The organism is Leucobacter sp. UT-8R-CII-1-4 (genome assembly GCF_030010235.1).
GTDB lineage: Bacteria > Actinomycetota > Actinomycetes > Actinomycetales > Microbacteriaceae > Leucobacter.
Map to the genome: position 1 here is coordinate 44,636 of NZ_JASCRS010000004.1, position 22,858 is coordinate 67,493.

Sequence of the window (22,858 nt, forward strand, 5' to 3'; positions counted from 1 at the left end):
TATTAGGTTTTCTTATGTTAACTTCGTGCCATGATCGAACTGAAGCAATTGCAGATGCTGGAGGCAATCAGCCAGCACGGCACGATCTCCGGTGCCGCGAAAGCCCTCGGTTACTCTCAACCCGCAATTTCGCAGCACATGGCGACGATCGAGCGCATGCTTGAAACACCGGTGCTCGTTCGTAGCCGCTCCGGTGTGCATCTCACGGAGGCGGGCAAGCTGCTAGTTGACGCTGCCGGCCCGATTCTTGCTCAGGTTGGCCAGGTCATGTCTGAGGTTTCTGCGATTGCCGGGCTTCGCGCTGGCAAGGTGCGGGTGTCATGTTTTCCAAGCGCCGCATCTGTGTTGTTGCCCGGTGCGTTTGCGCACGTACGTGAGCGTCACCCGGGCCTATCGTTCGCGCTCGCTGAGCGTGATCCAGTTGGCGGTCTCGAGATGCTCAGGCGTGGGCAGTGCGACATTGCAATCATTTTTGACTACGTCACGCCTGGGCTCGCGCAGCCCTCAAGCCGCCTAGAACTGCTGCCGAACGAGACAGCGGTGACGCTGCTCGAAGAGGAGATTATGGTGGCATTGCCACCGACTCATGCGCGCGCAAAAGATCGCTGGATCGACATCGAGGTGCTTGAAGGTGAGCAGTGGATTGCTGGTTGCCCTGACTGCCGCACCCACCTTGTGGAGGCTTGCGAAATCGCCGGTTACCATCCGGACATCACCTTTGAAACTGACGACTATCTTGCGATGCAGGGACTGGTTGGTGCGGGTCTCGGCATCGCGCTGATTCCCGAGGTAGTGCTTGCCGCAGCGCGACACCAATACCCAATCGCTTTGCTGCCGACGCATCCGGTTTCAACGCGAGTGATCCGGGCGGTGACTACCGAATCGATGCTGCGTGTGCCTGGCATTGTGCCGACTATCGAAGCGTTGCAAGCTGCTGCAAAACAGCGCATTAGCGCCACACACGCGTAATTTTTCTCTTCATTACGGACAATGTCCGGCCGATTTAAGCAATAAGCGCCGCTTATGGGAGTATTAAGAAGTTTGCTATTGCTCTTATTGCAACGCGACTGACACTCTGGCCCTGAGTGCCTTTTCTATATCAATGATGGAGAAAATGATGACTGTACGACGAAGTATTGTGGCGATAGCGCTCGCTGCCGTAACGGCCCTGACTCTCGGGGCTTGCGCGCCAACAGCAGGGCCAGCCGAAGGCTCAGACCCCGACGCGCCCACCAAGATCTCCTTCATGTATTCGCCATATGCCGACTACGCAGGCTTCTTCGTAGCTCAGGAAAAGGGATACTTCGCCGAAGAGGGTCTCGAGGTTGAACTGATTGCCAAGGGTGGCAGCTCAGGTGAGACCTTCCAGCACGTCAGCACCGGCAACGTCACCGGTGGTGGCGCTTCATGGGGTGCTGGCCTCTTCAACGCAACCGCGGCAGGTGCGTCACTTGCCGTTGTCGGAGGCGTTTCGCGCATCCCCGAGAGCGGACCAAACCCTGCTCCGCTGATGGCATCTGAGGCTTCAGGCATCAAAGAACTGAAAGACCTCAAGGGCAAGAAAATCGGTACGCCTGGCCAGACCGGGTTTGGTATCTACTCGATCTACCTCGCACTCGACTCGGTCGGTCTCACACTCGATGACGTCGAACTGGTAAACCTGGGCCCTGCCGAAATCATCCCAGCAATGGCGAACGGCTCGATCGACGCCAGCTGGACCATTGAGCCGATCTCAACCGCGCTCAAGAACGAAGGCATCGCGCACGAGATCACTGACATCAGCTACCAGGCTGGCACCGAGCTCGGCATGATCATCTTCAACAATGAGTTCGCAAACAAGAACGAAGAAGCCATTGTTGGCTTCCTCACCGCTTACTTCCGTGCAGTCGGAGAGCTGAACGATGGCGGCTGGCAGGATCCAGAGATTCAGCAGATCGTCGCAGATTACACCGATCTGCCGGTCGAGACTCTCGGCTCAATCGCCCTCTCAGAAGCAGATGCCGCTGGCGAGATCGACTGGAAGAACGTTGTAGCCCAGGAGAAGTTCCTGCGCGGTCTCGGCGTGCTCGAATACCAGGGCGACCTCGACCTCAAAGAAATTGACCGCTCAGACCTGCGCGAGCAGGCAGTAGCAAAGCTCAAGGGAGAGTAACGATGAGCGCGGTCTCTCTGGATGGTCTCTGGATGGCCTACCCAAATGCCGAGTCCGAGAACGGAATTCGAGTAGTGCTCGAAGACGTTTCACTCGAAATCGCTGAGGGTGAGTTTGTCTGTGTGCTCGGCCCGTCCGGGTGCGGAAAGAGCACGATCCTGAGGATCGTTGCTGGTCTTGAAAAACAGAGCCTCGGCACGGTAACCACCAAAAGCCGACCCTCTGTTGTCTTCCAAGAGCACGGTATCTTTCCGTGGCTCACGGTTGCTCAGAACGTTGCCTACCCGCTGAAACTGCGGGGAGTGCCAAAGGCTGAGCGCCGCGCAAAGGTTGATGAGCTGCTTGAGCTTGTCGGCCTGAGCGATTTCTCGAAGTACTATCCGGCTCAGATCTCGGGCGGCATGCGCCAGCGTGCGTCGGTCGCCCGAGCTCTTGCCGATGACGGCGATGTGCTGCTGATGGACGAACCATTTGGCGCACTCGATGAGCAGACCCGAGTCACTCTGCAGCAAGATCTGCTCGACATTTGGGACCGCACCTCGAAAGCCGTAATGTTCATTACCCACAGCGTCGACGAGGCGCTGCTGCTTGCCGATCGGGTACTCGTCATGTCTACCCGCCCGGGCAAGATCATCGAAGAGGTGAAGATTCCCTTCGAGCGTCCGCGTGACCTCGCGAGTCTGCGCCGCGACCCTAGATACGCCGAAATCACCGCGCAGCTTTGGGCAGTGCTCGGCAGCGACGTTGCAGAAGAAGAGGTGGCGTAATGTCAAACACAGTCACGCAAGTTGCCACTGCAGAAGTCATCGACGCGAACACCGAAAAGCGACTGATTGCAGCGGTGAATGCCGCGCAGGGCTCAAAGTTCATTCGACGCATCGGGCCTTTCACCCCGGTTCTGCTGATTCTGATCTGGGAGATCTGTGGCCAGGTTGGTCTGCTTGACCAGCGCTTTTTCCCCGCGCCTTCAACGATTCTTGGCACTTTTGGCACGATGATCGCGAGCGGTCAGCTGCTCGCCGATATCAGCATCACGTTGACGCGTATCGGTATCGGGTTCTTGATGGGTGCGATTCCAGGCATCGTGCTGGGCCTGCTGCTCGGCTCGGTTCGCCCATTGCGCCAGCTACTTGAACCAATTTTCGCTTGCTTGCTGCCGATTCCAAAGATCGCGATCTTCCCGCTGTTGCTGCTGATCTTCGGTCTCGGCGAGACGAGCAAGTACCTGATCGTAGCGATCGGCGTCTTCTTCTACCTGTTCTTCAACACCCTCACTGGCGTGATGCAGACACCCGCACTTTTCACTGACGTGGCGCGCGCGAACGGTGCAACCAAGTTGCAGACCCGTCTCACGGTGTCGCTGCCGTACGCGCTTCCTTCAATTTTCACCGGCATTAAGCTCGCTACCGGCGGCGCGTTTGTGATTATTGCTGCGGCCGAGTTCGTTGGTTCGCAAAGCGGTCTTGGTTACCTTATTTGGAGCGCCTGGTCAGCTTTTGCGGTCGCGAAAATGTATGTCGGTATCGTCACAATTTCGGTGCTTGGCTACGCCTTCAGCGTGCTCTGGGGCTGGATCGAGCGCAGGCTTGTGCCCTGGGTGAAGTACTAATGTCCACTCACCCTGGCATCGAAGAGGCTACGCTTCGGCAGCTTGCGAGCGAGGTGTTTTCGCGGTGGATCACCCCTCGTGATCAGGCCACCGGCCGCGAGTTGGTGTGCGAAAGCGATGTTGCCCTGGCTGTGCGCTGGTTGGTGAGCGCTGAGCGGCTCGGGCTTGGCGCATTCGGTGCTGATTTGCTTGCGCGTGAAACAGTTCGGCTTGCTGGCCACCCCCTCAGCCGGCCGGAGCCGCATCGTGCTGCCGGCGCGGTCACTGCGATTGACGCGATTGACCTGCCAGGCCAGCTCGCGCTTGCTGCTGGTGTGCGTGTGTTGGGTGAGGGTGTTGCCGCAAACGGCATCTATGCAGTGAGTCTTGCGCATGTTGGCGCGCTTGGCGTGCTTGGCTTGGCTGCGAGTGAGCTTGCGGAGCAGGGCTACCTTGCGGTGTTCTGTGCGAACGCGCCAGCTATGGTTGCGCCGTGGGGTGGCACTGCGCCCGCCATCGGCACGAATCCGCTTGCGATTGCTGCCCCACGCGCCGATCGGTCACCCTTGGTGATCGACTACGCAACATCACCAATCACTATGGCGGCGCTCAAGAAGGCTGCGGTTGCCGGGGCAGAGATTGCGGATCCTGGTGGCTTCACCGCTGAGGGTGCGGCTACCACCGTAGCGGCACAGGTGCGCACCATTGCGAGTGATAGCCGAATCTCTTCGCTCACAGGGTTGTCTATCGAATTGTTGGCCCGCGCCGCAGCTGGCGCAAAGACTTCGGCAGCTGGCGCGGCTGCCGCCGCTGATGCACCCAAGGGTGCGACGAACGGGCCGTCTGGTGTGCGAACTGGTCTACTGCTGGCCTTGGACCCACAGTTTTTTGGGACCGAGTTCTTCGCCGAAGATGTTGCTGAACTTGCAGCACAGTGGGCCGGTGCGGGCGGGCATGTGCCGGCACGTTTCGACGCACGCGAAAAGTTTGAACACGAGCAGCGGGGTCCGCTAGAAATAAGCTCTGCAACCCTCGCGACGCTACACGACTTCGTGACTGGTAACCAGGTATCTAACGAGAATTGAGGCGAAGACTTGACTTCTGATCGAGCACTCAAGATTACGGTGACTCCGAGCGATGCGGAGCTGTGGCAACGTCGTTCGATTCAAGTGTCGGGGGCAACGCCCGGTGCGGTGGTCACCGTAACATCGAGCACTCTGCGTGACGGTGTCGTCTGGTCGAGCCAGGCGAGTTTCCTGTCTGGCCTCGACGGCGCAGTGAATCTCGATACCGAGGCGCCTGTCTCCGGCCGTTACCGCAACGCTGACGCAATGGGGCTGATTTGGTCGCAGCGAGCCGAGGGTGGTGGCCGAGCCAGACCGGAACCGTCTTCGGTTGCTGAGCCTTTAGTTACGAAGCTTGAGGCCTGGAGCGAGCCGGGCACCGGCGACTACGCGCAGCCGGGCCCCGGCGCAGTGACCGAGCGAGGCGAAGCCGAGTTGATCCAACGTTTGCACCCTGGCGGTGTGGAACGTGTTGAGGTCACTGAAGATGGTCTTGTGGGCACAGTGTTTGTGCCTGAGGGTGAGGGCCCCTTCCCGACGATTATTGTGATGAATGGCTCGGGCGGTGGCGTGAACGAGCTGCGCGCGGCGCAGTATGCCTCACGCGGCATTCAAGCTTTTGCGCTCGGATACTTCCGCGTGCCGGGACGCTCTGATTTCATCTCACGCACCCCTATTGAGTACTTCGAGACCGCCATCGACTACGCCGCGCGAGAGTTGAACCCGCTCGGGGGCAAGCCGCTCGTGAGCGGCCAATCGCGCGGCGGCGAGCTCACCCTGCTACTTGCATCGCGTTTCCCAGAGAAGATCGCAGGCATTGTGGCTTTTGTGCCTGGTGCTTTCACCTTCGGCGCGCAGGGTGCCGCAGACCCTGCCGAGGGGTGGAGCGGGCCGACTTGGACTTGGCAAGACGAGCCGCTTGAGCACCTTTGGCACAACAATAGCGGAGTGTACTGGCAGCCTTGGGACGGTGAAATGCCAACGTATCCCGATCAAGACATATACATTGACGGGCTGCACGATCGCGAGCTGGCCAAAGCCAGTTTGATTCCGATTGAGCGGTTCAGTGGTCCCGTGGCCTGTGTCTCGGGGCTTGATGATCGGGCGTGGCCTTCAAGCATGGCCTCGCGTATGGCGCTCGGGGCGCTTGAGCGGGCCGGGCATACCGCGGAACGCCTGCACCTTGACTATGAGGCAGCCGGTCACGGTATCGCGGTGCCGTTTTTGCCGTCGACCAATATCGAAGTAAAGCATCCAGTTTCGGGTGCGCCGTATTCAAACGGGGGCACTCCGCTTGGTAATGCGCGGGCTTCGGAACAGTCGTTTGAAGAAGTGGTCGCCTTTGTGCGACGTTCGGCCGTCGGCTCGTAGCCGGCGCCAAAAGATGAGAGATTCTGGCAGTCAGCTTCTGCCTGCAGTACACACACGAAAGGGAGCACCATGACAACAAATGAGCACCTCGAAGGGCAGTGGCGCGAGTGGCGTTACGCGCACGTCGCTGAAATGTTTCGACCATACGGCTGGACCGCTCTCGTAGCTCAGTACTGGCTGCACGAGGGTGACAGTGGCCGTAGTTTCGAGATGCTGCCGGGCACCTGGGGTGTCGAAGGCGGCCGGGTCATGTTCACTCCACCTAGCGACGGCGCGAACCTTTCGGTCAACGGCGAATACCCGCAGTCGCCTGTCGAGATTATTCCGGGCCGTAATATGACCTATGGTCACGGTGCGAGCCAGCCGGTGTATTTCGGCGAGAACGAGGTTGAGACCCTCGTTCGCTCAACTGACAACGGCGAAGAAATTTATGGTTTGCGTGTGCGCGATCCGAAGCAGGCTTCGAGCCTGGTGGAGGCGGGCATCACCGAATATCCTTACGATCCGGCTTGGCGTATTCCGGCACGTTTTGTTCCGACTGAGCGGATCGATGTTGAGGCGGTTACGGTCGAGACCGGTGTGCGCGAGGTAACCCCGCACATCGGCACGCTTGAGTTTGAGTACGACGGTAAGGCATACAGCGTGGTTGTGCTTGGGAAAGACACTGACGCGGGTAAAACTCAGGCGGTGGCGCATGTGCGTGACCGTACGAGTGGCCCAATTACCTATGGTGCAGGGCGCGTGATCGAGCTTGATTTTGTTGGCGAGGGCGAGGATCGCATTGACTTTATCGATTTCAACTACGCGGCCGCGCTACCGTGTGCCTTCACGAATTTTGTGACCTGCCCGTTCCCTCCGGCTCAAAACAATCTCGATTTCGAGGTCGCCGCTGGTGAGAAGAAGCCGGTTGTGGAGATTGCGCGCACGCTAACGTTTTCAGCTTAAGTTGGCGATCCCGCGCTAAAAAAATAGTGCACCGTGTGGCTCAGGTTGAGTACACGGCGCACTATTTTTGCGCTAAAACTTTTATTCGTGCGTCTCGGCAGGGGCCACAGTGTTGCTATCGGCGCCCGGGGTCTCGGCTGAGGCCTCGTCGGTTTTTGGTGCCGGGCATTTGAGGTGGGTTGGTTTGCCTGGGCCGCCGCGGTCGACGCGGTGGTCCTTCATTGGCTCATTGCATACCGGGCACTTGGGGTTTGGTGCTGGTACGTATGCGGGCTCGTTTGGATCGCCCAACTGTGAAGGGCCTTCGAACTGGTAGAGCAGGCGGCGCCAGGCCGACCAGATGCCAGGTTCGCCGTCCCAGGGGGTTGCATGCCAGAGTCTTCTTTTTCGTTCGCGCACAAACGAAATAATAGCATGTTTGTTTGTGCACTAACGAGATAGACTGATCGTTATGGAAAAGCTTCCCGATGATTTGCTGGAACTTGATCAGCAAGTGTGTTTTGCGCTCGCTGTGGCCAGCCGAAGCGTGATTGGGATCTACCGCCCCATTCTTGAACCTCTGGGCCTCACCCACCCGCAATACCTGGTCATGCTTGCGCTCTGGGGCGCAGCACCACTGCGCTTTCGCGAAATTGCCGAAATGCTCAGACTCGACCCCGCCACACTCTCTCCGCTGATTAAGCGACTAGAACACAATGGATGGATCGAGCGGCAGCCCGTCGACGGCGACGACCGCACCTTCTGTCTCGTACCAACCGAAGCAGGGCAGGCACTACGAGAAAAGGCACTCGCGGTGCCGCCAGCGGTAATCGCTCGCCTAGGAATGCCCATCGAACGGCTCATGGCCCTCCGCGATGAACTGAGCGCAGTGATCGCAGCAGTGGAAGACCCCAACGCAAGCTGAATCAGACACGTGGCGTTAAGCGCCTTCATAGCCGGTGACGTTAGTCTCGCACTATGGCACAGAAAACTGCGCAATTCCCATCAGCTAAGCACTACGCCCTTACTTGGGGTATCACCGACTCGTACGGTGGAATGACGGGTGCCCTGCTGCATCGTTCCCGTGCCTTTCGCAATCTTGCGGGAGTAAACGTTGAAGTGCTGACTCTCGACGACCGCGCCGACTATGCGGCGCTTGGTGAGCGCCTGCGCGAACGCGGCGAGCTGATCGACGGTTTGAGCATTCGCAACCTCTGGGACGACCTGCGCACCAGAAAAATTGCCGCACCCAAGTCTGAAGCCGCACCAATCGAGGGTGCTGACAGGCTCAGTGCCGAAGCTAGCGATCGGGTGCTGGAGCGGCACGGTGTCGTCATATTGCGACAGCGACTAGACGAGGCAGGCGCGGTCATAGCGAGTGATCGTTACCGTGATGACGGCACGCTGCTTGAAACCGAGCGAGGCAAGGGCGACAAGTATCGAGTGGTGCTCTACAGCCCAAGCGGCCAAGCGATAAAGCAATGGACATCTCGCTGGAAACTTTACCGCTGGTGGCTTGACCGGGTCTTTGCGAAGAAGCTCAGCTACCTGATTGTCGACTCGAAAACGAGTGCCCGCTTTATTCCGGGGTATCGGCGCGAGAATGTTGTCACGATGCACCTCGTGCACGCCTCGCATCGAGATGAATCCGGCAAGCCATCACTACGCGCCTCCCGTGCCGAAGTGCTGAAGCGCTGCGGCGATTTTGACGCTGTCATCGTTTTGACCGAGCGGCAGCGCGCTGAACTTCTGAGCGACTTGGTGGAGCTGAACGTTGAGATGAACGGGCGCATTCGTGTGATCCCGAACAGTATCCATCTACCCGATGACGCCACAGATGCGGGACATGTGCGCGGTCGAGGCATCATGCTGGCCACGCTCGACGCACGCAAACGTGTTGCAGACGCCATCGACGCTGTGGGCCTTGCGAAGCGTTCGGCTCCAGACCTCGAACTGCACGTCTACGGACAGGGTGCAAAGGCAGGTGCATTGCAAGCTCGGGTAAACAAAAAACGATTGCAAGACGTCATCACCTTGCACGGCTTCCAGCCAACTGCGAGGCAAAGATTCACTGATGCCGACTTCAGCCTGCTCGCCTCAGAGTCAGAAGGCATGGGTCTGGTGCTGGTAGAGAGCATGGCGGTCGGGTGCATCCCGATCGCCTACGATGTGCGCTACGGCCCTGGCGACATTATTCGAAGCGGCGTCGACGGATTCTTGGTTCCCGATGGGGACGTGAAAGCGATGGCTGAGCGAATTCTCGAAGTGCAGCAGATGCCGCTGGATCAGCTGTCCGCCATGCGTCGCCGAGCGATAGCGCGCGCCCAAGCGTTCTCAGACGAAGCCATTGTGCGTCTCTGGGCGAATGAAATGCACGACGCATTTGACGCAAAGATGATGCGTGCCGTCGCCGATGGCCCGCTGATGCTTCGACTGCGTCGCCGGGCCGGTGTGCTGAAGCGGCGCGCGCTTCGCGCGCTCAACTCTTAGATTGAGTTCTTCGCGATGAAGGGCAGCGGATCCACCGGTTCACCATTGAGGCGCAGTACGAGGTGCAGGTGTGCGCCGAAGGACTGTCCCGTGTTGCCAACGCGACCGGCGATATCGCCGGCCTTCACCTGATCGCCAACCTCGTAAGAGTGCGAGCCGGTTTGCATGTGGCAGTACAGGGTGGTGACGTCTTGGCCGTCAACCTTGTGCTGTACTTCAAGGCCGAAACCGCACCAGTCGTTGAACTGCGCTTTCAGAACTATGCCATCGCCAACGATATTGATTGGTGTGCCCTCGCCGGGGTCGAGGTCTTGCGCGTTGTGGAAGCCCGCTACCGGAGCGCTGCGGTAGCCGAAGCCGTCGGTGAGGCGCACTTCTTGTTCGAATGGGTAACGAAGTTTGGTGTTGGTGAGCAGCCGCGAATCGAAGCGTCCGTTTGCCCCGATTGTCAGTGCCGGGAGCGCCTCTACGCCGACCTCGCCAATGACCTCGAGCGTGCGGAGCCCTGGTTCCGAGACATCTGAGACGAGGTTTTGAGCCTGGATTGAGCCTGCAGCAGCTTCGTCGTTTCGCATGGTGAGGTTCGCGGGGAATGCGGCCAGGGCGAGTAGCCCTCCAACGCTGAAAAGTGCGCTACTGGCAATAATCGCCTTGCGTGCAGTTTTCAGGCGGCTTGCAAGATTTGAGGTTGTGGGGGGTTTCACTAAGTTCTCCGGGATCAGACATTATGAGCGGTTTCCAGCGCAGCGGGGCTGCGAGTGGTGTGCTCAGGTCCGACAGACCGAAAGTATGCGAATGCCAGGAGGTGATGGTGTGCGATTTGTGTCGTTGAGCGCAATTGCTGCTGAACGCAGTGCGTTGCGATTTGAGCGATCGCGTAGGCGTTGCATAAGCGGCGGTGCGAGTAGTGCGAGGGTGACCAGCATCGCTAGCGCGCAGAGCATGAGCAGAGTTGCGTCGTCTTGCGCTGGGGCTGGTGACGGGATCACGCATGGCTGTGCGCAGGCTGTTTGCGGCCCGCTGAGCAGCTCGGCATGGAGCGCTGAGCCAGCTACGAGTTCGCCGTTCTGTGGGGCGGTTACGCTTGCTGGGATAACGGCTGGCGCGCTGTTGCCAGTTGCGCCAGTGACGAATGAATGGGTTCCTAGGAAGCCAAACACGAGGGCTAGAACGACCCCGAGCGCCAGTGAAATGGCGGCAAATGGGGATTGGCGCAGGAGGTTGCGGTACTCAAAAGTACGCGGCTTGCCCTCCGTTATCATTTCGTTACCATACCACGAAGGGTGCGGTAAGGGATAGTCCGAATACTTCCGGGGGAGTCTGGCTAGTCCTTGAGCGCGCGTTCCGAGACGCGCAAATCGAGTCGAAAATCAACGGGGGCCTCGCCGAAAAGCAGTTTTCCTGCTTTGGCGGCAGACTCAGTAATGGCTGTGCTTACCGCTTCAGCGTGTTCGGCAGGCGTGTGCACAATGACCTCATCATGCAAAAAGAAGGCCAGGTGAGGGTGGCGAGAAAAGACCGGCCCAGAGGCGAGTGCCTGCCCCTCGCTGATCGGCTCGAATTGCGTGAGGCGCAGGCGCAGTTCTGCCATCCAAGCGAGCGCCCACTCGGCTGCGGTGCCCTGCACAACAAAGTTTCTGGTGAACCTGCCAAACTCGCGTGCGGTTCGCCGGGCGATCTCTTCGTCGCGTCGCGAAGCCTCGGGCATACTTGCCGCAGATTGCAGTTCCAGCCATTCGTCGGCAGGCGGCGGCGAGGTACGACCCAGCCAAGTAGAGACGAGCCCACCTTGCTCACCGACGGCTGCGGCCTGATCGACGAGGCGCATTGCCTGCGGGAAGGCCAGCCGCAAGCGTGGGACCAGTCGACCCGCGTCTCCTGTTGTCGAACCGTACATCGCTCCGAGCACGGCAATTTTGGCGTCTTGCCGTGAAGATACGGCCCCGCTCTCAACGATGCCTGCGTAGAGGTCTTTGCCTGCGCCTGCCGCCGCCATGGCGCGGTCACCCGACATTGCTGCCAGTACACGGGGCTCAAGCTGAGAAACATCGGCAGAGACAAGAAGCCAACCTGGGTCTGCGCAGAGCGCCGGTCTGAGCTGTCGAGGAATCTGTAGTGCGCCGCCGCCACTCGAAGCCCAACGACCGGTGACGACGCCGCCGGGAACGTATACCGGACGGTATCTGCCGTCGTGCACCCACTCGTCAAGCCAGGCCCAACCGTTCGCGGTGAATAGTCGAGCCATTCTTTTGTATTCAAGCAGCAGCGGAACTACCGGGTGTTCGTGTTCGGCGAGCTCCCATTTAGATGTTGAAGAGACTTCAATGCCTGCCGCTCGCAGCGACCTGAGTAGCTTTGGCGGTGAATCTACGCTTGCTAGCGGATCGCCAAGCGCCTCTCGAATGGCAAGGGCAAGGGCCTGCATTCGCTCGGGCTTGCTGCCAAGCGGCGGTTTCTCGCCGAGTGAATCGGTCAAGATTCGATTGTGTTCTGTTTCGTCCCAGGGGACTCCTGCGTGTGTGAGCTCAGCGGCGATGAGCGCGCCGGCCGACTCTGCTGAGAGAAGTAGTGAGAGTCTGGCCGCGTTTTTTGCTGTGGCAAGCGCGGCACGTTGCCGCTCGAACTCAAGCATGGCGGCATCTAGCGTGGCCGGTGCTGTGCGGTGCCGCGGTCGCGCCTCAATGTCGAAGAGAGTCGGCTCGTTGTTGCTGTGGGTGCTGTCTGCGCTGTCGGCTGCGACTAGCCACTCGCTTGCGGCGAGTAATTCGGTTTTTGCTGAAACCGAGTCAGACGCTGCAAGAATCTGATGGCACAGTCGTAGGTCATAGCAGCGCTCTACGCGCACTCCTGCGTCGAGCAGCGCCGAATAGCGCGCTGCGGTGTCGTGCCAAACCCAGCGCCTTGGCCCTTCTCGTTCACACTCGGCAACATAGGAGGTAAATTCGGCCCAGCTAAGGCTCTTCGGTTCGGAGCGCTCGCCAGCAGCCGATATTTCGATCAGCTGGATTGCCCCACGATTTTCGTTTTCGTTTTTTGAGCCAACGATGCACCAAGTGGGAATGGGGGCATCGCTCATAGTCACAAGATAGTCGGTGCCGCCGACACTTCTGGTTTTGACGGGGTTGGCGCCCGATCCTGCGTGTTAAGCGAGTTGCATGGTGGTGAGGCAGGTCGGGTCATTCTGACCAGTAGTGACTATCTGCTCAGCGACGCCTTGTTCGCTCTTAACGCTCACCTTGAATTCGCCGTTGCGCGGCAGCCATACGCCCACAAATCCGTTGTCGGCGGTTGTGCGCTGTTCTGCGAGCACAACTTCGCCCGTTTTTGCATCTGTGATGTTCAGCTCAACTGGAACGTTTTGCATTTCACCAACGCAGGTGGTGAGGCTGTGGAAGCTGCAGGGGTGCGTTTGTGAAACGTAGGGTGCAATCGAGAGGTAAAAATCATCGCTCTCTACCGGCAGGAAGGTCTCATCGGCTTGGCCTGGCTGCAGCTGCACGCCGTTGGGCAGCACCGAGGCAATGAGGTCTTCTGGACGGTCTGCCAGGGGCAGTGTATCAAGCGCTTCGATCAGCTTTTTAGAATCAGCGGTATCGACGTTGAGGCTGCCGAGAATTTCATCGATGGATCGCTGCGATGAGGCTTCTGTGGAGGTGCTGCCTTGGTCTGTTGTCGCGTCCGTGCTGGAGCAGCCTGCGAGGCCGAGTGCGGCGAGCAGGGATAGTGCGACGGCGACTTTTTTGATACCCATAAGGGGTATCGTAACCACTTTCGGTGCGCCAATCCTGAGAAAGGACCGTTGAAACGAAGGGCGATCCTCGGCCCCATATATCGAGCAACGAAAAGCAGATCAGAAACGCTGTTAACGCGAAACTCGAGCGCGAATACGCCCGAAAAGCTGCACCAGCGCGACAACCACCAAGCCCCACGCGAGGCCAACAACAGCAGAGACAGCGCTATCAACCACCCAAATCACGGCACCCGGAGCACCATGAATTGACTCGGTGATCGTGTGCAGCAAATCGAGCAGCCACGGCACGCCAACCTCGGCAAGGTTCACGACCAGAATGTGACCGCCGACCCAGAGCATCGCAACCACACCGACCACACTCAACGTGCGAAAAACCCAGGGCATCGCCTTAACTAGCCAAGTGCCGAAAACCTTGAGCGCACGAGGGCGGCGACGGCGCAGCCAGAAACCAGCATCATCCATCTTCACAAGAAGGGCTACCGAGCCGTACACTGCAACGGTCATCAGCAAAGCGACGACAATCAGTGTTGCCAGCCGCATGCCCCAGGAATCACTGTCAATATTTGCGAGCGAAATCAGCATGATCTCGGTAGAGAGCACCAGGTCGGTACGTACCGCACTCGCGACAATCTGCTTCTCCGAGGTTTCGCTGCGTTCGACAACCTCTTCAACGCTGTGTTCTTCGCCGTGCCGAGAGGCGATCCAGTGCCACAGCTTTTCGGCGCCTTCAAACGCGAGATAGGTGCCGCCCAACAACAGCAACCACGGGAAGATCCACGGCGCCCACACGCTCAGCAGCAGAATCGCGACAATAATTATTGCCTTGTTCAGCAGAGAGCCGCGCGTAATCTTCCAGATGATCGGCAACTCACGCTTTGGGCTGATTCCCTGTACATACTGCGGTGTCACCGCGGCGTCATCAATCACCACGCCGGCAGACTTCACTGAAGCTCGTGCCGCGCCCGCTACTACATCGTCGATCGATGCTGCCGCTGCTTTTGCAAGAACCGCAATGTCGTCGAGCAGGGCAAAGAAGCTTGAGCTCATGGGTGCCTCCGATTAGATGCGACGGGGGATCGCAAAGCCAGGTGTGCTTTTACTTTAGTTGGCGAAATCTTTGTGGGGGCTGTTGAAACTCAAAGAGATGTCGGTGGTGCGCGGTAGTGTCACAGCATGGCAAAAAACAGCAGCCCATATGTGTGCTCAGAATGCGGTTGGCAGGCCCCAAAGTGGGTTGGCCGCTGTGGTGAGTGCCAACAGTGGGGCACGGTAGTTGAAGCGGGAGCGCCACGGGCGACTCTCGGCAAAACCGTGCGCGCGGCCGCGCCTGTGCAGGGGCGTGAAGCCCGACCAATCACCGAACTTGCAGCAGACTCCGCGGTGCACAGACCAAGTGGCATCGGCGAACTCGATCGTGTGCTCGGTGGCGGTATCGTGCCCGGCGCTGCCGTGCTGTTTTCTGGTGAGCCAGGGGTGGGCAAATCAACTCTCTTGCTCGATGTTGCTGCTCGAATCGCAAGCACGGGTGCTCGGGTGCTGTACGCGAGCGGCGAAGAGTCGACTGGTCAGGTGCGAATGCGGGCAGAACGCACCGGGGCACTCCACGACACCCTGTTCCTGGCCAGCGAGAATGATCTTGCGACAGTGCTCGGCCATATCGAGGCTGTGCAGCCGCAGCTCGTCATTGTCGACTCGGTGCAGACCCTCGCGAGCGATCAGGTTGAGGGCAGCGCGGGTGGCCCCGCTCAGGTGCGCGAAGTCGCGAGCGCACTTATTCGAGAGGCGAAAGCGCGCTCGCTGCCGGTGATTCTGGTGGGCCATGTCACGAAAGACGGCAGTGTGGCGGGGCCTCGGCTACTTGAGCACCTCGTAGATGTGGTGTGCCATTTTGAGGGCGACCGGCAAAGTTCGCTGCGTTTCCTGCGGAGCTTGAAGAACCGATTCGGCCCGACCGACGAAATCGGCTGTTTCGAAATGACTAGCTCAGGTATTGCAGAGGTGCCTGACCCCTCCGGTTTGTTCCTGAGCCGAAGCAGCGAAGCGGTGAGCGGCACCTGCGCCACGGTGGCTATGGAGGGCAGGCGCGCACTGCCGGTCGAGGTGCAAGCGTTGGTAGCCGGCAGCGCCACGCCGAATCCACGCCGGGTGACTAGCGGTGTCGATTCCGCCAGGGTGGCAATGATTCTTGCGGTGCTTGAGCGTCGGGTTGGGGTGCGACTGCATGACAAAGACGTGTATGTTTCCACCGTCGGCGGAGTGCGCCTCGTAGAGCCAGCAGCCGACCTAGCCATTGCGCTCGCAGTGATCTCTGCTGTTGCTGATCGAGCGCTGCCGCACGACCTCGCCGCCATCGGTGAGCTCAGCCTTGCCGGAGAGATTCGTCCGGTGGTTGGCGGCGCGCAACGGGCGAGTGAAGCAAACCGCCTCGGCTATCGACGGCTGATCGACGAGACGGCAGCAACCCTTGGCAACGCCCGCGCGCTTGCCTGGGAGGGCGTAAACACACGAGCCAACGCGAATTCATAGGGTGAGGGTCACAACGCAGTATTGCCTTATGTCGCATTTGTTTGTGCGAGGTATACGAGGTGTGTGTGGGCTGTGAGACCCCTATAAACCCTATGCAATGGCACCGAGAAGCCGAAGGCGAGCTAGACTTTACGTTCGTGAGCAAGAACACGGTTGACGTAGCACTCATCGGCGGCGGAATTATGAGCGCCACTCTCGGCACCCTGATTAAGCAGGTGCAGCCGGATTGGACGATTCAGATTATCGAATCCCGCGAAGAGGTTGCGACAGAATCAAGCAACGCATGGAACAACGCTGGCACTGGCCACGCTGCCCTCTGCGAACTGAACTACATGCCAGAAGCTGCCGACGGCAGCCTCAGCCCCAAAAAGGCGATCGAGATTAATGAGCAGTTTCAGCTCTCTCGCCAATGGTGGTCATCACTCGTAAAGCAGGGTGTGCTCGGCAATCCGCAGAGCTTCATCAATGCGACCCCGCACATGACCTTCGTACAGGGCGAGAACAACGTTGACTACCTGCGTCGCCGTTTCGAGGTGCTGAAGAACGAGCCGCTGTTCAGCGACATGGAGTTCAGCGAAGACCCTGAGAAGATCGCAGAATGGGCTCCAATGCTCATCGAGCGCCGCTCAAAGGACGAAGTTTTTGCAGCGACCCGATCAACTAGCGGCACCGACGTCGACTTCGGCGAGGTCACCCGCCAGCTGATCGATCAGCTCGTAGAAGGTGGAGCCACTCTTGCGCTCGGCCAGGAGGCCACTAGCCTGCGCCGTGTCAAGAAAGACGGCACCTGGAACATCGGTATTCGCAACCGTGCAGGCTACGCAACCAGCGTTCTTAACGCTCGTTTTGTGTTTGTTGGCGCTGGCGGCGGCGCGCTTTCCCTGCTGCAGTCTTCGGGTATCCCGGAGATCAAGGGTTACGGCGGCTTCCCAATCAGCGGCAAGTTCCTGCGCTGCGATAACCCGGAGGTTGTTCGCGAGCACCGCGCAAAGGTGTACGGCAAGGCAGCTGTGGGCGCGCCCCCAATGTCGGTTCCGCACCTCGATACTCGTATCGTCGACGGCAAGGCAAGCCTGCTCTTCGGCCCATACGCTGGCTTTAGCCCGAACTTCCTGAAGAAGGGTTCGTGGTGGGACCTGCCAGGTTCGGTGCGCCTGCACAACCTTGGCCCAATGCTGAAGGTTGGCCTGACCGAATTTTCACTTGAGAAGTACCTGCTGGGCGAGGTATTTGCGAGCCGCGAGAAGCAGCTTGAGGCTCTTCGCCAGTACATGCCTTCGGCTCGTGCCGAAGACTGGCGCATGATCACCGCTGGTCAGCGTGTGCAGGTCATGAAGAAGGACCCAAAGAAGGGCGGCGTACTGCAGTTCGGTACCGAGGTAATCACCGGTGGCGAGGGCACTATTGCTGGCCTACTCGGTGCTTCACCAGGCGCCTCGACTGCAGTTCACGCAATGCTCGATGTGATGAAGCAGTGCTTCCCAGAGAAGTTCGAGAACGAGTGGAAGGCGGAGGTGCTTAAGCATATCCCTGCATACGGCACCGGGGTCAACCACGACGCCGCGGCAACTGCTGAAACACTTGCCACAACGGGCGCAGTGCTCGGTCTCACCGAGTCGGCTGATTCGGTAGCGATCGCTGAATAAATTGTTTCTTCGAAAGCGGCGGCCCCTCGGGGTCGCCGCTTTTGTGTTGCTCCTGGGGCTCAGCGCTTGTGCGCCTGATGCGCCGGCAGATCCTGCGCCTTCTGAAACGGCGCCCTCTGAAACTGAACAGTCAGAGCGACTGTTGCACGCAGCACCCAACGAAATCGACGCGCAAGCAATCGAGCAACTCTCGAGTATTGCGGCGCGCGATGCTGAGCTGCCGAGCGGTGCGAGCGCTGTCGACTGTTGGGCGCCGAGCGAACACGAAATCAACGCCGACGAGTTTCGGGTGATTTGCCGCGTGCATTTTGTGCAGGGCGAACAAGAGCGCTTTAAAGACATGATCTGTATCGGCGATCTCGCGCGCGACCCGGTGAGCGACTACTGCTATCAGTGGGCTTACTACAGCGATATGCCGAGCTTCGAGGATCATCAGGCTTACCGCGCCTAAGTACAGGCAACAGTGCTCGGGCTGATGGACCACTTGAGATGCTCGAACTCCTGCGCGTGGTCCATTGCAACAGCCTGATCCAGAATCGATTCATGGACCGCGCTTCGCGGTGCCAATCGAACGATGGAGCAGAATTCATGCAGAACCCGGCAGCAATGACGCGCGACGGCCGCACTCTACGTTTTGGCCGACGGATCGCAGCTGTGCTGGTGACCGCTGGACTAGCTCTCGCTGCAAGCGGTTGTGCGGGGCGCGACAGTGCACCAAACAGCGACGCTACTACCGGAAAACCGGTCACCAGTTTTGCGATTGTGACTCCCGAGAAGGAGTCAGACCACGGCTGGAACCAGCAGGGACTTGTTGGTGCCCAAGCCGCAGCAAAAGAACTGGGCATTGAGTTTGAAGATCACTCGAACGTTGGCTATGACAACACCGAGACCATTCTGACGCAGGTTGCTCAGAGCGGTGTTGGCCTTGTGATTGCACACGCGAGTGGCTTCAACGCCGCCGGTGCTCGCGTAGGCGCGCAGACCGGTGTGCCAACTCTCGTAGTTGATTTTGAAAACAACGTGCCCGGCAAAGTGGCAACTGCCATCCCACAGCCACAGCAGGGAGCCTACCTCGCTGGTGTAGCAGCAGCAATGAAGAGCCAGACCAAGAAAGTAGGCATTGTCGCGTCTGCCGAGAACCTGAACTGGTTCTTGATGGCCGGCGGTTTTGCACAGGGCGTCTACAGCGTTGATCCCGCGATTGAAATTGTGTTGGCCTATGTTGGGCCGGCAAACTACGGTGATTCGGCAGGCGGCACCAGCGTCACAAATCAGGTGATCGCCGCCGGTGCAGACGTGATCATGGGGATGGGTGATGGTGCGACCATCGGCTACCTACAGGCCATCGAAACCGCACAAACCGATTACCCAATCTCTTACATAGCTACGATCGGTGACGTGAGCGCTATCGTTTCGAACCCAGAAACTGTACTCACCTCGGTGCTCTGGAACTACAAAGACACCTACGTTCAGGCCATCAAAGACATCGAGAATGGCAGCTTCGGCACAAAAAGCTACGAACTCACAGTGGCAAACGGCGGTCTCACACTGCAGCAGACCGCGAATTTGAGTGACGAGATTCAGACCGCTGTCGCCGACGCCACTGCGGCCATTGCCGACGGCAAAATTGAGGTCGCTTACACTGCCGACAAGGCCGCCGTGCAGCAGCTGATCGACGCGCACAAGGGGTAACGAACTGGCCGCAACATTCGCTGAGGGGTCAGCGCCCGCCTTGCGGGTCACGGACCTCAGCAAACGATTTGGCGAGGTCGCAGCAAATGAGCAGGTGTCGCTCGAGGTGTGGCCCGGCGAAGTGCACTGTCTGCTGGGTGAAAACGGGGCTGGCAAATCAACTTTGATCGCAATGCTTGCTGGTTTGCAGCAGCCCGATCAGGGGCAGATTGAGCTGGCAGGCAGGCAAACCGTATGCGCTTCGCCAGCCGATTCGATCGCGCACGGAATCGGTGTGGTGTTTCAGCACTCAGCGTTGATCGCCACGATGACGGTCGCCGAGAATCTGATGCTCAGTGGCGACGGATCGTTTTGGCTGAATCGGGAAGCAGCGCTGGATCACCTGGCCTCGGTAGGTGAGCTTTTTGACGTAAAAATTGATCCGCGCGCACGGGTCGGTGATTTGAGTCTTGGCGAACGGCAGCAACTCGAAATTGCAAAAGTGCTGCTTGGGGATCCGAGCGTGCTCGTGCTCGATGAGCCCACTTCTATGCTCAGCGCAAGCGCGATTGAGAAGCTGGGCACAAGTATTCGACGGTTGACGGCTCGCGGTGTGGCGGTGATTCTGGTCACTCACAAGCTAGATGAAGCTTTGCAGATGAGCGACCGCATCACTGTGCTTCGGGGTGGTCGTGTGGCCGCGCGATTTGAGACGGCAGAGCTGCGGCAACAGGCAGACAGCAGCGAGAGCATTCTCAAGGCAATGTTCGGCGGCGAATCTGTGAAGGCCGCACCACCTCGTAAAGCTGGCGCGAGAAAGCTTGGCCCAGAGATGCTTCGCCTTGAGCAACTGAGTGTGCCAGGTCAGCCGGTCGGTCTTCATGAGCTCGACCTTCAGGTGCGTGCGGGTGAAGTGCTTGGTGTGGCGGGTGTTGACGGCCAGGGGCAGCGTGCGCTTGCCGAAGTGATCGCCGGGCAGGTGCGTGCAAGCAGCGGTCGGGTGGTTTTTGCCGGGGCAGACATTGGTTCACGAACGGTGCATCAGAGGCAATCTCTTGGCATTCGGTACGTTACGGATGATCGGCTGCACGAGGGAATTGTTGCTTCGTTTAGCGTGATGCTGAATTTGCTGTTGAACCGGGTTGGTGAGCACCCTTTTTGGCGACGTGGCCGTTTGCAACGAGCTGCAGCGGGGGCGCACGCCAATGCGCTGATCGACCGGTTTGCTATTTCGCCAAGCGATGCCGGCTTGCGCGCTGGCGCTCTCTCCGGCGGCAACATTCAAAAGATTCTCTTGGCCCGCGCCCTCGACGGCGAAGCAAAACTCGTTGTGTTCAACAAGCCCAGTTATGGCCTGGATCTGCATACGGTTCGGGTGGTGCGTGACGAAATTGCAGCACTCGCAAACTCTGGAGTCGCGGTGGTACTGATTTCAACCGACCTCGATGAGCTGCTTGAGCTCTCAGACCGAATCGCAGTGCTCTCAGACGGGCGCATTGTCGGCGAGTTGGCTGTTGCAGGGCGGGGGCCCGCTGATCCTGCGTGTAGTGAAATCTCTCAAGAGGAACTGCGCACGCGTATTGGCCACCTCATCGCGGGAGGCGAACCACAGTGAGGAAGTCAGTTGGCAGAGTCTCAGACGTGCTGGTTCGCACCGTCGCGCCGATTGTGCTTGCCCTTGTGGCTGGCGGGCTATTAATTGCGTTGCTTGGTGCCGACCCATTCATGTTCTACGCAAATGTCTGGCAACTTGGCACTCAGGGCGCAGGCCTGCAGCAGTCGCTTACCGCAATGGCTCCGCTGCTGCTTGTCGCGCTCGGACTCATCATTGCCTTTCGCGCGCAACTCTGGAACCTTGGCTACGGCGGTAGCTATTTGCTTTCGGCCGCCGTTGTCGCGGGCTTAGCGCCAGATCTGTTCGCCCGCTTGCCATACGTAATCGCGCTGCTTGCGCTTGTGCTTTTGGCAATCTTGACCGGTGCGTTGCTCGGTATAGTGCCAGCACTATTGAAAGCGTACAAGGGCACAAACGAAGTCATCACGAGCCTGATGATGTCGTTTATCGCGATTAGCGTCGCAAATCTTTTGATCAGGGGCGTCTTCAAAGACCCGAGCGTATCGGTGCCACAAACGAAGGTGCTTGATCTTGGCAATATGTTGCCGTTCATTTCAGGCACCCAGATACACATTGGTGTGCTGGTTTCGCTCGTCATCATGTGCATCAGCCACTATGTGCTCACGAAGACTTCGCTCGGACTCAAGATCGATATGCTGGGCGCGAGCCCGCGGGCGGCAGCCCATGCGGGGGTCAATGTGCGGCGTCTGATTGTGCTTGTGTTTGTCTGTTCAAGCGCCATGATTGCGCTTGCCGCGCTCGTTGACATGCTGGGGCTCTGGGGGTACTCGCGTGCCGAATGGAATCCCGGGTATGGCGACAAGATCTTGCCCTTTGTGTTTCTTGCCAGGCTGAGCCCACTCGCTGCGATTCCGCTGGTTGGCCTGTATTCGGTGCTTGCCACGGGTGGCGTAATTGCTGCGCAGCGCGCCGGTATTTCAGTTGATGTGTTGAGCGTGCTGGTCGCGCTGGTGCTCTTTTTCATGGTGGCAATCGAGTTTTTGGCTTCGAGAGCGACACCGAAGACGAAGCAGCTCATGGGTCGAAGTTATCTACGCCGCGGGCTTTTCGGGCGCACTCAAGCGGATCGTGCTGATGTGAGGCGGGCTGATGCGAAGGGGGCCCAACATGAGTGAGGCATTACTGACCGCATTCCTGCTCGCGACCTTCGCAAGTATGATCCCACTACTCCTTGCTGCCCTTGGCGAGAGCGTCGCAGAGCAGTCGGGCGTGCTGAATGTTGGGCTCGAAGGAGTGCTGCTGATCGGCGGCTTCTCGGCCTTCGCGGTGACGCACGCGAGCAGTAGCTTCTGGCTTGGCTTTCTGGCGGGTGCGCTCGCCGGAGCCGCGCTGCAATCGGTGTTGATTGTGCTTTCGGTGTGGCTGCACGCGAACCAGATAGTGGTGGGCATCGGCATGACGTTGGCCGGCACCGGGCTAAGCAGCATGCTCTACGACTGGGCCTTCGCCGGATCAAGACCACGGCTCGGCTTGCCAGAGGTGTGGGCTTTGGGCCCACTCGCAGACATTCCGGTGCTCGGGCCGGTGCTTTTTGCGCGGCCCGGCATGTTCGCGCTGACCTTCGCGTTTGTACTCGCGACCGCGATCTGGCTGGGCCGAACGAGCCCAGGCTTGAGATTGCGAGCTGCTGGGCAGAACCCAGCAGCGCTTGATGCGGCAGGCGTAAATGTGCGCCTGGTGCGTTCGCTAGCCGTGCTGTTTGGTGGTGTGATGGCGGGACTCGGCGGCGCCTATCTGGTGCTGGTCTCTGCAGGCACCTTTACCCCTGGCATGACCCACGGCCTTGGTTTCTTGGCGATTGTCACGGCCATGCTTTCGCGCGGACGTGCGATTTGGCTTGTTGTCATTTCGTTGATCTACGGCCTGTTCGTCGCAACCGGGACCGCACTACAGCTTGCGACAGTGAGTATTTCGGCAGACGTCATAACGATGGCACCATTTGTTGCGGTCATGCTGGTGTTGGCATTTTCGCGCGGGGGATCAGCCCTGCCGCCTGCGCTGGCCACTCCATATTTGCGGGGCCAGCGCTAGCCCCATTT

General features: G+C 59.1%; 22 protein-coding genes. 16 read left to right on the plus strand and 6 right to left on the minus strand.

What is annotated here, in order from left to right; genetic code table 11:
- Window positions 1-30 precede the first annotated feature (30 nt).
- The 7 genes from QBL02_RS09910 to QBL02_RS09940 all read left to right on the plus strand — a co-directional run bounded on the left by QBL02_RS09910 (window position 31) and on the right by QBL02_RS09940 (window position 7,120).
- Window positions 31-969: a LysR family transcriptional regulator gene (locus QBL02_RS09910; protein WP_282726267.1), complete on the plus strand. Its 939-nt coding sequence runs from the start codon at window positions 31-33 to the stop codon at window positions 967-969.
- A 148-nt stretch (window positions 970-1,117) separates the two neighbouring features.
- The gene (locus tag QBL02_RS09915) at window positions 1,118-2,152 is read left to right on the plus strand and encodes an ABC transporter substrate-binding protein (protein WP_282726268.1); all 1,035 of its coding nucleotides are present in this window, start codon (window positions 1,118-1,120) and stop codon (window positions 2,150-2,152) included.
- 2 nt (window positions 2,153-2,154) lie between these two features.
- Entirely contained in the window at window positions 2,155-2,919 is a 765-nt protein-coding gene (locus QBL02_RS09920) for an ABC transporter ATP-binding protein (RefSeq protein ID WP_282726269.1), read from the plus strand.
- On the plus strand, window positions 2,919-3,761 hold the full coding sequence (locus QBL02_RS09925) for an ABC transporter permease (protein WP_282726270.1): 843 nt from the start codon (window positions 2,919-2,921) through the stop codon (window positions 3,759-3,761). Before QBL02_RS09920 ends, QBL02_RS09925 begins: the two co-directional genes overlap by 1 nt.
- Window positions 3,761-4,825, plus strand: coding sequence for an Ldh family oxidoreductase (locus QBL02_RS09930; protein ID WP_282726271.1), 1,065 nt, complete (start codon window positions 3,761-3,763; stop codon window positions 4,823-4,825). Before QBL02_RS09925 ends, QBL02_RS09930 begins: the two co-directional genes overlap by 1 nt.
- 9 nt (window positions 4,826-4,834) lie before the next feature.
- Window positions 4,835-6,175 carry an acyl-CoA thioester hydrolase/BAAT C-terminal domain-containing protein gene (locus QBL02_RS09935; RefSeq protein ID WP_282726272.1) on the plus strand — a complete coding sequence of 447 codons (1,341 nt, stop codon included), beginning with the start codon at window positions 4,835-4,837 and terminating at the stop codon, window positions 6,173-6,175.
- A gap of 69 nt (window positions 6,176-6,244) precedes the next feature.
- A complete protein-coding gene (locus QBL02_RS09940) occupies window positions 6,245-7,120 on the plus strand; it encodes a DUF1684 domain-containing protein (RefSeq protein WP_282726273.1) in 876 nt (291 codons plus the stop codon).
- A gap of 81 nt (window positions 7,121-7,201) precedes the next feature.
- Here the strand turns inward: QBL02_RS09940 and QBL02_RS09945 are convergent, their stop codons facing one another.
- The gene (locus tag QBL02_RS09945) at window positions 7,202-7,519 is read right to left on the minus strand and encodes a hypothetical protein (protein WP_282726274.1); all 318 of its coding nucleotides are present in this window, start codon (window positions 7,517-7,519) and stop codon (window positions 7,202-7,204) included.
- A gap of 52 nt (window positions 7,520-7,571) precedes the next feature.
- Between QBL02_RS09945 and QBL02_RS09950 the strand changes: the two genes are divergently transcribed.
- Both QBL02_RS09950 and QBL02_RS09955 read left to right on the plus strand, forming a co-directional pair.
- Entirely contained in the window at window positions 7,572-8,024 is a 453-nt protein-coding gene (locus QBL02_RS09950; protein ID WP_282726275.1) for a MarR family transcriptional regulator, read from the plus strand.
- A 53-nt stretch (window positions 8,025-8,077) separates the two neighbouring features.
- Window positions 8,078-9,589, plus strand: coding sequence for a glycosyltransferase (locus QBL02_RS09955; protein WP_282726276.1), 1,512 nt, complete (start codon window positions 8,078-8,080; stop codon window positions 9,587-9,589).
- Here QBL02_RS09955 and QBL02_RS09960 read toward each other — a convergent pair.
- From QBL02_RS09960 to QBL02_RS09980, 5 genes are all read right to left on the minus strand, one after another.
- On the minus strand, window positions 9,586-10,293 hold the full coding sequence (locus QBL02_RS09960) for a M23 family metallopeptidase (protein WP_282726277.1): 708 nt from the start codon (window positions 10,291-10,293) through the stop codon (window positions 9,586-9,588). The two genes, QBL02_RS09955 and QBL02_RS09960, sit on opposite strands and share 4 nt — an antisense overlap.
- A 63-nt stretch (window positions 10,294-10,356) precedes the next feature.
- Window positions 10,357-10,851: a hypothetical protein gene (locus QBL02_RS09965; RefSeq protein WP_282726278.1), complete on the minus strand. Its 495-nt coding sequence runs from the start codon at window positions 10,849-10,851 to the stop codon at window positions 10,357-10,359.
- A gap of 62 nt (window positions 10,852-10,913) precedes the next feature.
- Entirely contained in the window at window positions 10,914-12,665 is a 1,752-nt protein-coding gene (locus tag QBL02_RS09970) for a bifunctional 3'-5' exonuclease/DNA polymerase (protein WP_282726279.1), read from the minus strand.
- A 66-nt stretch (window positions 12,666-12,731) separates the two neighbouring features.
- The gene (locus QBL02_RS09975; RefSeq protein WP_282726280.1) at window positions 12,732-13,340 is read right to left on the minus strand and encodes a CueP family metal-binding protein; all 609 of its coding nucleotides are present in this window, start codon (window positions 13,338-13,340) and stop codon (window positions 12,732-12,734) included.
- Between the two features lie 111 nt (window positions 13,341-13,451).
- A complete protein-coding gene (locus tag QBL02_RS09980; RefSeq protein ID WP_282726281.1) occupies window positions 13,452-14,387 on the minus strand; it encodes a DUF808 domain-containing protein in 936 nt (311 codons plus the stop codon).
- A 126-nt stretch (window positions 14,388-14,513) separates the two neighbouring features.
- On the opposite strand from QBL02_RS09980, the gene radA reads away from it, so the two are divergent.
- From radA to QBL02_RS10015, 7 genes are all read left to right on the plus strand, one after another.
- Window positions 14,514-15,866, plus strand: a complete 1,353-nt coding sequence (radA, locus tag QBL02_RS09985) for a DNA repair protein RadA (protein WP_282726282.1) — start codon at window positions 14,514-14,516, stop codon at window positions 15,864-15,866.
- A 92-nt stretch (window positions 15,867-15,958) separates the two neighbouring features.
- Complete coding sequence (locus tag QBL02_RS09990; RefSeq protein WP_282726283.1) at window positions 15,959-17,512, plus strand: malate:quinone oxidoreductase; 1,554 nt, start codon at window positions 15,959-15,961, stop codon at window positions 17,510-17,512.
- A 142-nt stretch (window positions 17,513-17,654) separates the two neighbouring features.
- Window positions 17,655-17,963, plus strand: coding sequence for a hypothetical protein (locus QBL02_RS09995; protein ID WP_282726284.1), 309 nt, complete (start codon window positions 17,655-17,657; stop codon window positions 17,961-17,963).
- Window positions 17,964-18,100: 137 nt separating this feature from the next.
- A complete protein-coding gene (locus tag QBL02_RS10000; protein WP_282726285.1) occupies window positions 18,101-19,204 on the plus strand; it encodes a BMP family ABC transporter substrate-binding protein in 1,104 nt (367 codons plus the stop codon).
- A 40-nt stretch (window positions 19,205-19,244) separates the two neighbouring features.
- Complete coding sequence (locus tag QBL02_RS10005; RefSeq protein WP_282726286.1) at window positions 19,245-20,798, plus strand: ATP-binding cassette domain-containing protein; 1,554 nt, start codon at window positions 19,245-19,247, stop codon at window positions 20,796-20,798.
- Entirely contained in the window at window positions 20,795-21,934 is a 1,140-nt protein-coding gene (locus tag QBL02_RS10010) for an ABC transporter permease (protein WP_282726287.1), read from the plus strand. Before QBL02_RS10005 ends, QBL02_RS10010 begins: the two co-directional genes overlap by 4 nt.
- Window positions 21,927-22,850 (plus strand): ABC transporter permease, encoded by a 924-nt coding sequence (locus QBL02_RS10015; RefSeq protein ID WP_282726288.1) that lies wholly within the window; start codon window positions 21,927-21,929, stop codon window positions 22,848-22,850. The genes QBL02_RS10010 and QBL02_RS10015 overlap by 8 nt, the downstream gene beginning before the upstream one ends.
- The last annotated feature ends 8 nt before the right edge of the window (window positions 22,851-22,858 follow it).

What these genes read in the sequence shown, in the direction of transcription:
- QBL02_RS09910 (WP_282726267.1), top strand. Translation starts at nt 31, where the DNA reads ATGATCGAACTGAAGCAATTGCAGATGCTGGAGGCAATCAGCCAGCAC.
- QBL02_RS09915 (WP_282726268.1), top strand. Translation starts at nt 1,118, where the DNA reads ATGACTGTACGACGAAGTATTGTGGCGATAGCGCTCGCTGCCGTAACG.
- QBL02_RS09920 (WP_282726269.1), top strand. Translation starts at nt 2,155, where the DNA reads ATGAGCGCGGTCTCTCTGGATGGTCTCTGGATGGCCTACCCAAATGCC.
- QBL02_RS09925 (WP_282726270.1), top strand. Translation starts at nt 2,919, where the DNA reads ATGTCAAACACAGTCACGCAAGTTGCCACTGCAGAAGTCATCGACGCG.
- QBL02_RS09930 (WP_282726271.1), top strand. Translation starts at nt 3,761, where the DNA reads ATGTCCACTCACCCTGGCATCGAAGAGGCTACGCTTCGGCAGCTTGCG.
- QBL02_RS09940 (WP_282726273.1), top strand. Translation starts at nt 6,245, where the DNA reads ATGACAACAAATGAGCACCTCGAAGGGCAGTGGCGCGAGTGGCGTTAC.
- QBL02_RS09950 (WP_282726275.1), top strand. Translation starts at nt 7,572, where the DNA reads ATGGAAAAGCTTCCCGATGATTTGCTGGAACTTGATCAGCAAGTGTGT.
- QBL02_RS09955 (WP_282726276.1), top strand. Translation starts at nt 8,078, where the DNA reads ATGGCACAGAAAACTGCGCAATTCCCATCAGCTAAGCACTACGCCCTT.
- QBL02_RS09965 (WP_282726278.1), bottom strand. Translation starts at nt 10,851, where the DNA reads ATGATAACGGAGGGCAAGCCGCGTACTTTTGAGTACCGCAACCTCCTG.
- QBL02_RS09970 (WP_282726279.1), bottom strand. Translation starts at nt 12,665, where the DNA reads ATGAGCGATGCCCCCATTCCCACTTGGTGCATCGTTGGCTCAAAAAAC.
- QBL02_RS09975 (WP_282726280.1), bottom strand. Translation starts at nt 13,340, where the DNA reads ATGGGTATCAAAAAAGTCGCCGTCGCACTATCCCTGCTCGCCGCACTC.
- QBL02_RS09980 (WP_282726281.1), bottom strand. Translation starts at nt 14,387, where the DNA reads ATGAGCTCAAGCTTCTTTGCCCTGCTCGACGACATTGCGGTTCTTGCA.
- radA (WP_282726282.1), top strand. Translation starts at nt 14,514, where the DNA reads ATGGCAAAAAACAGCAGCCCATATGTGTGCTCAGAATGCGGTTGGCAG.
- QBL02_RS09990 (WP_282726283.1), top strand. Translation starts at nt 15,959, where the DNA reads ATGCAATGGCACCGAGAAGCCGAAGGCGAGCTAGACTTTACGTTCGTG.
- QBL02_RS10000 (WP_282726285.1), top strand. Translation starts at nt 18,101, where the DNA reads ATGCAGAACCCGGCAGCAATGACGCGCGACGGCCGCACTCTACGTTTT.
- QBL02_RS10015 (WP_282726288.1), top strand. Translation starts at nt 21,927, where the DNA reads ATGAGTGAGGCATTACTGACCGCATTCCTGCTCGCGACCTTCGCAAGT.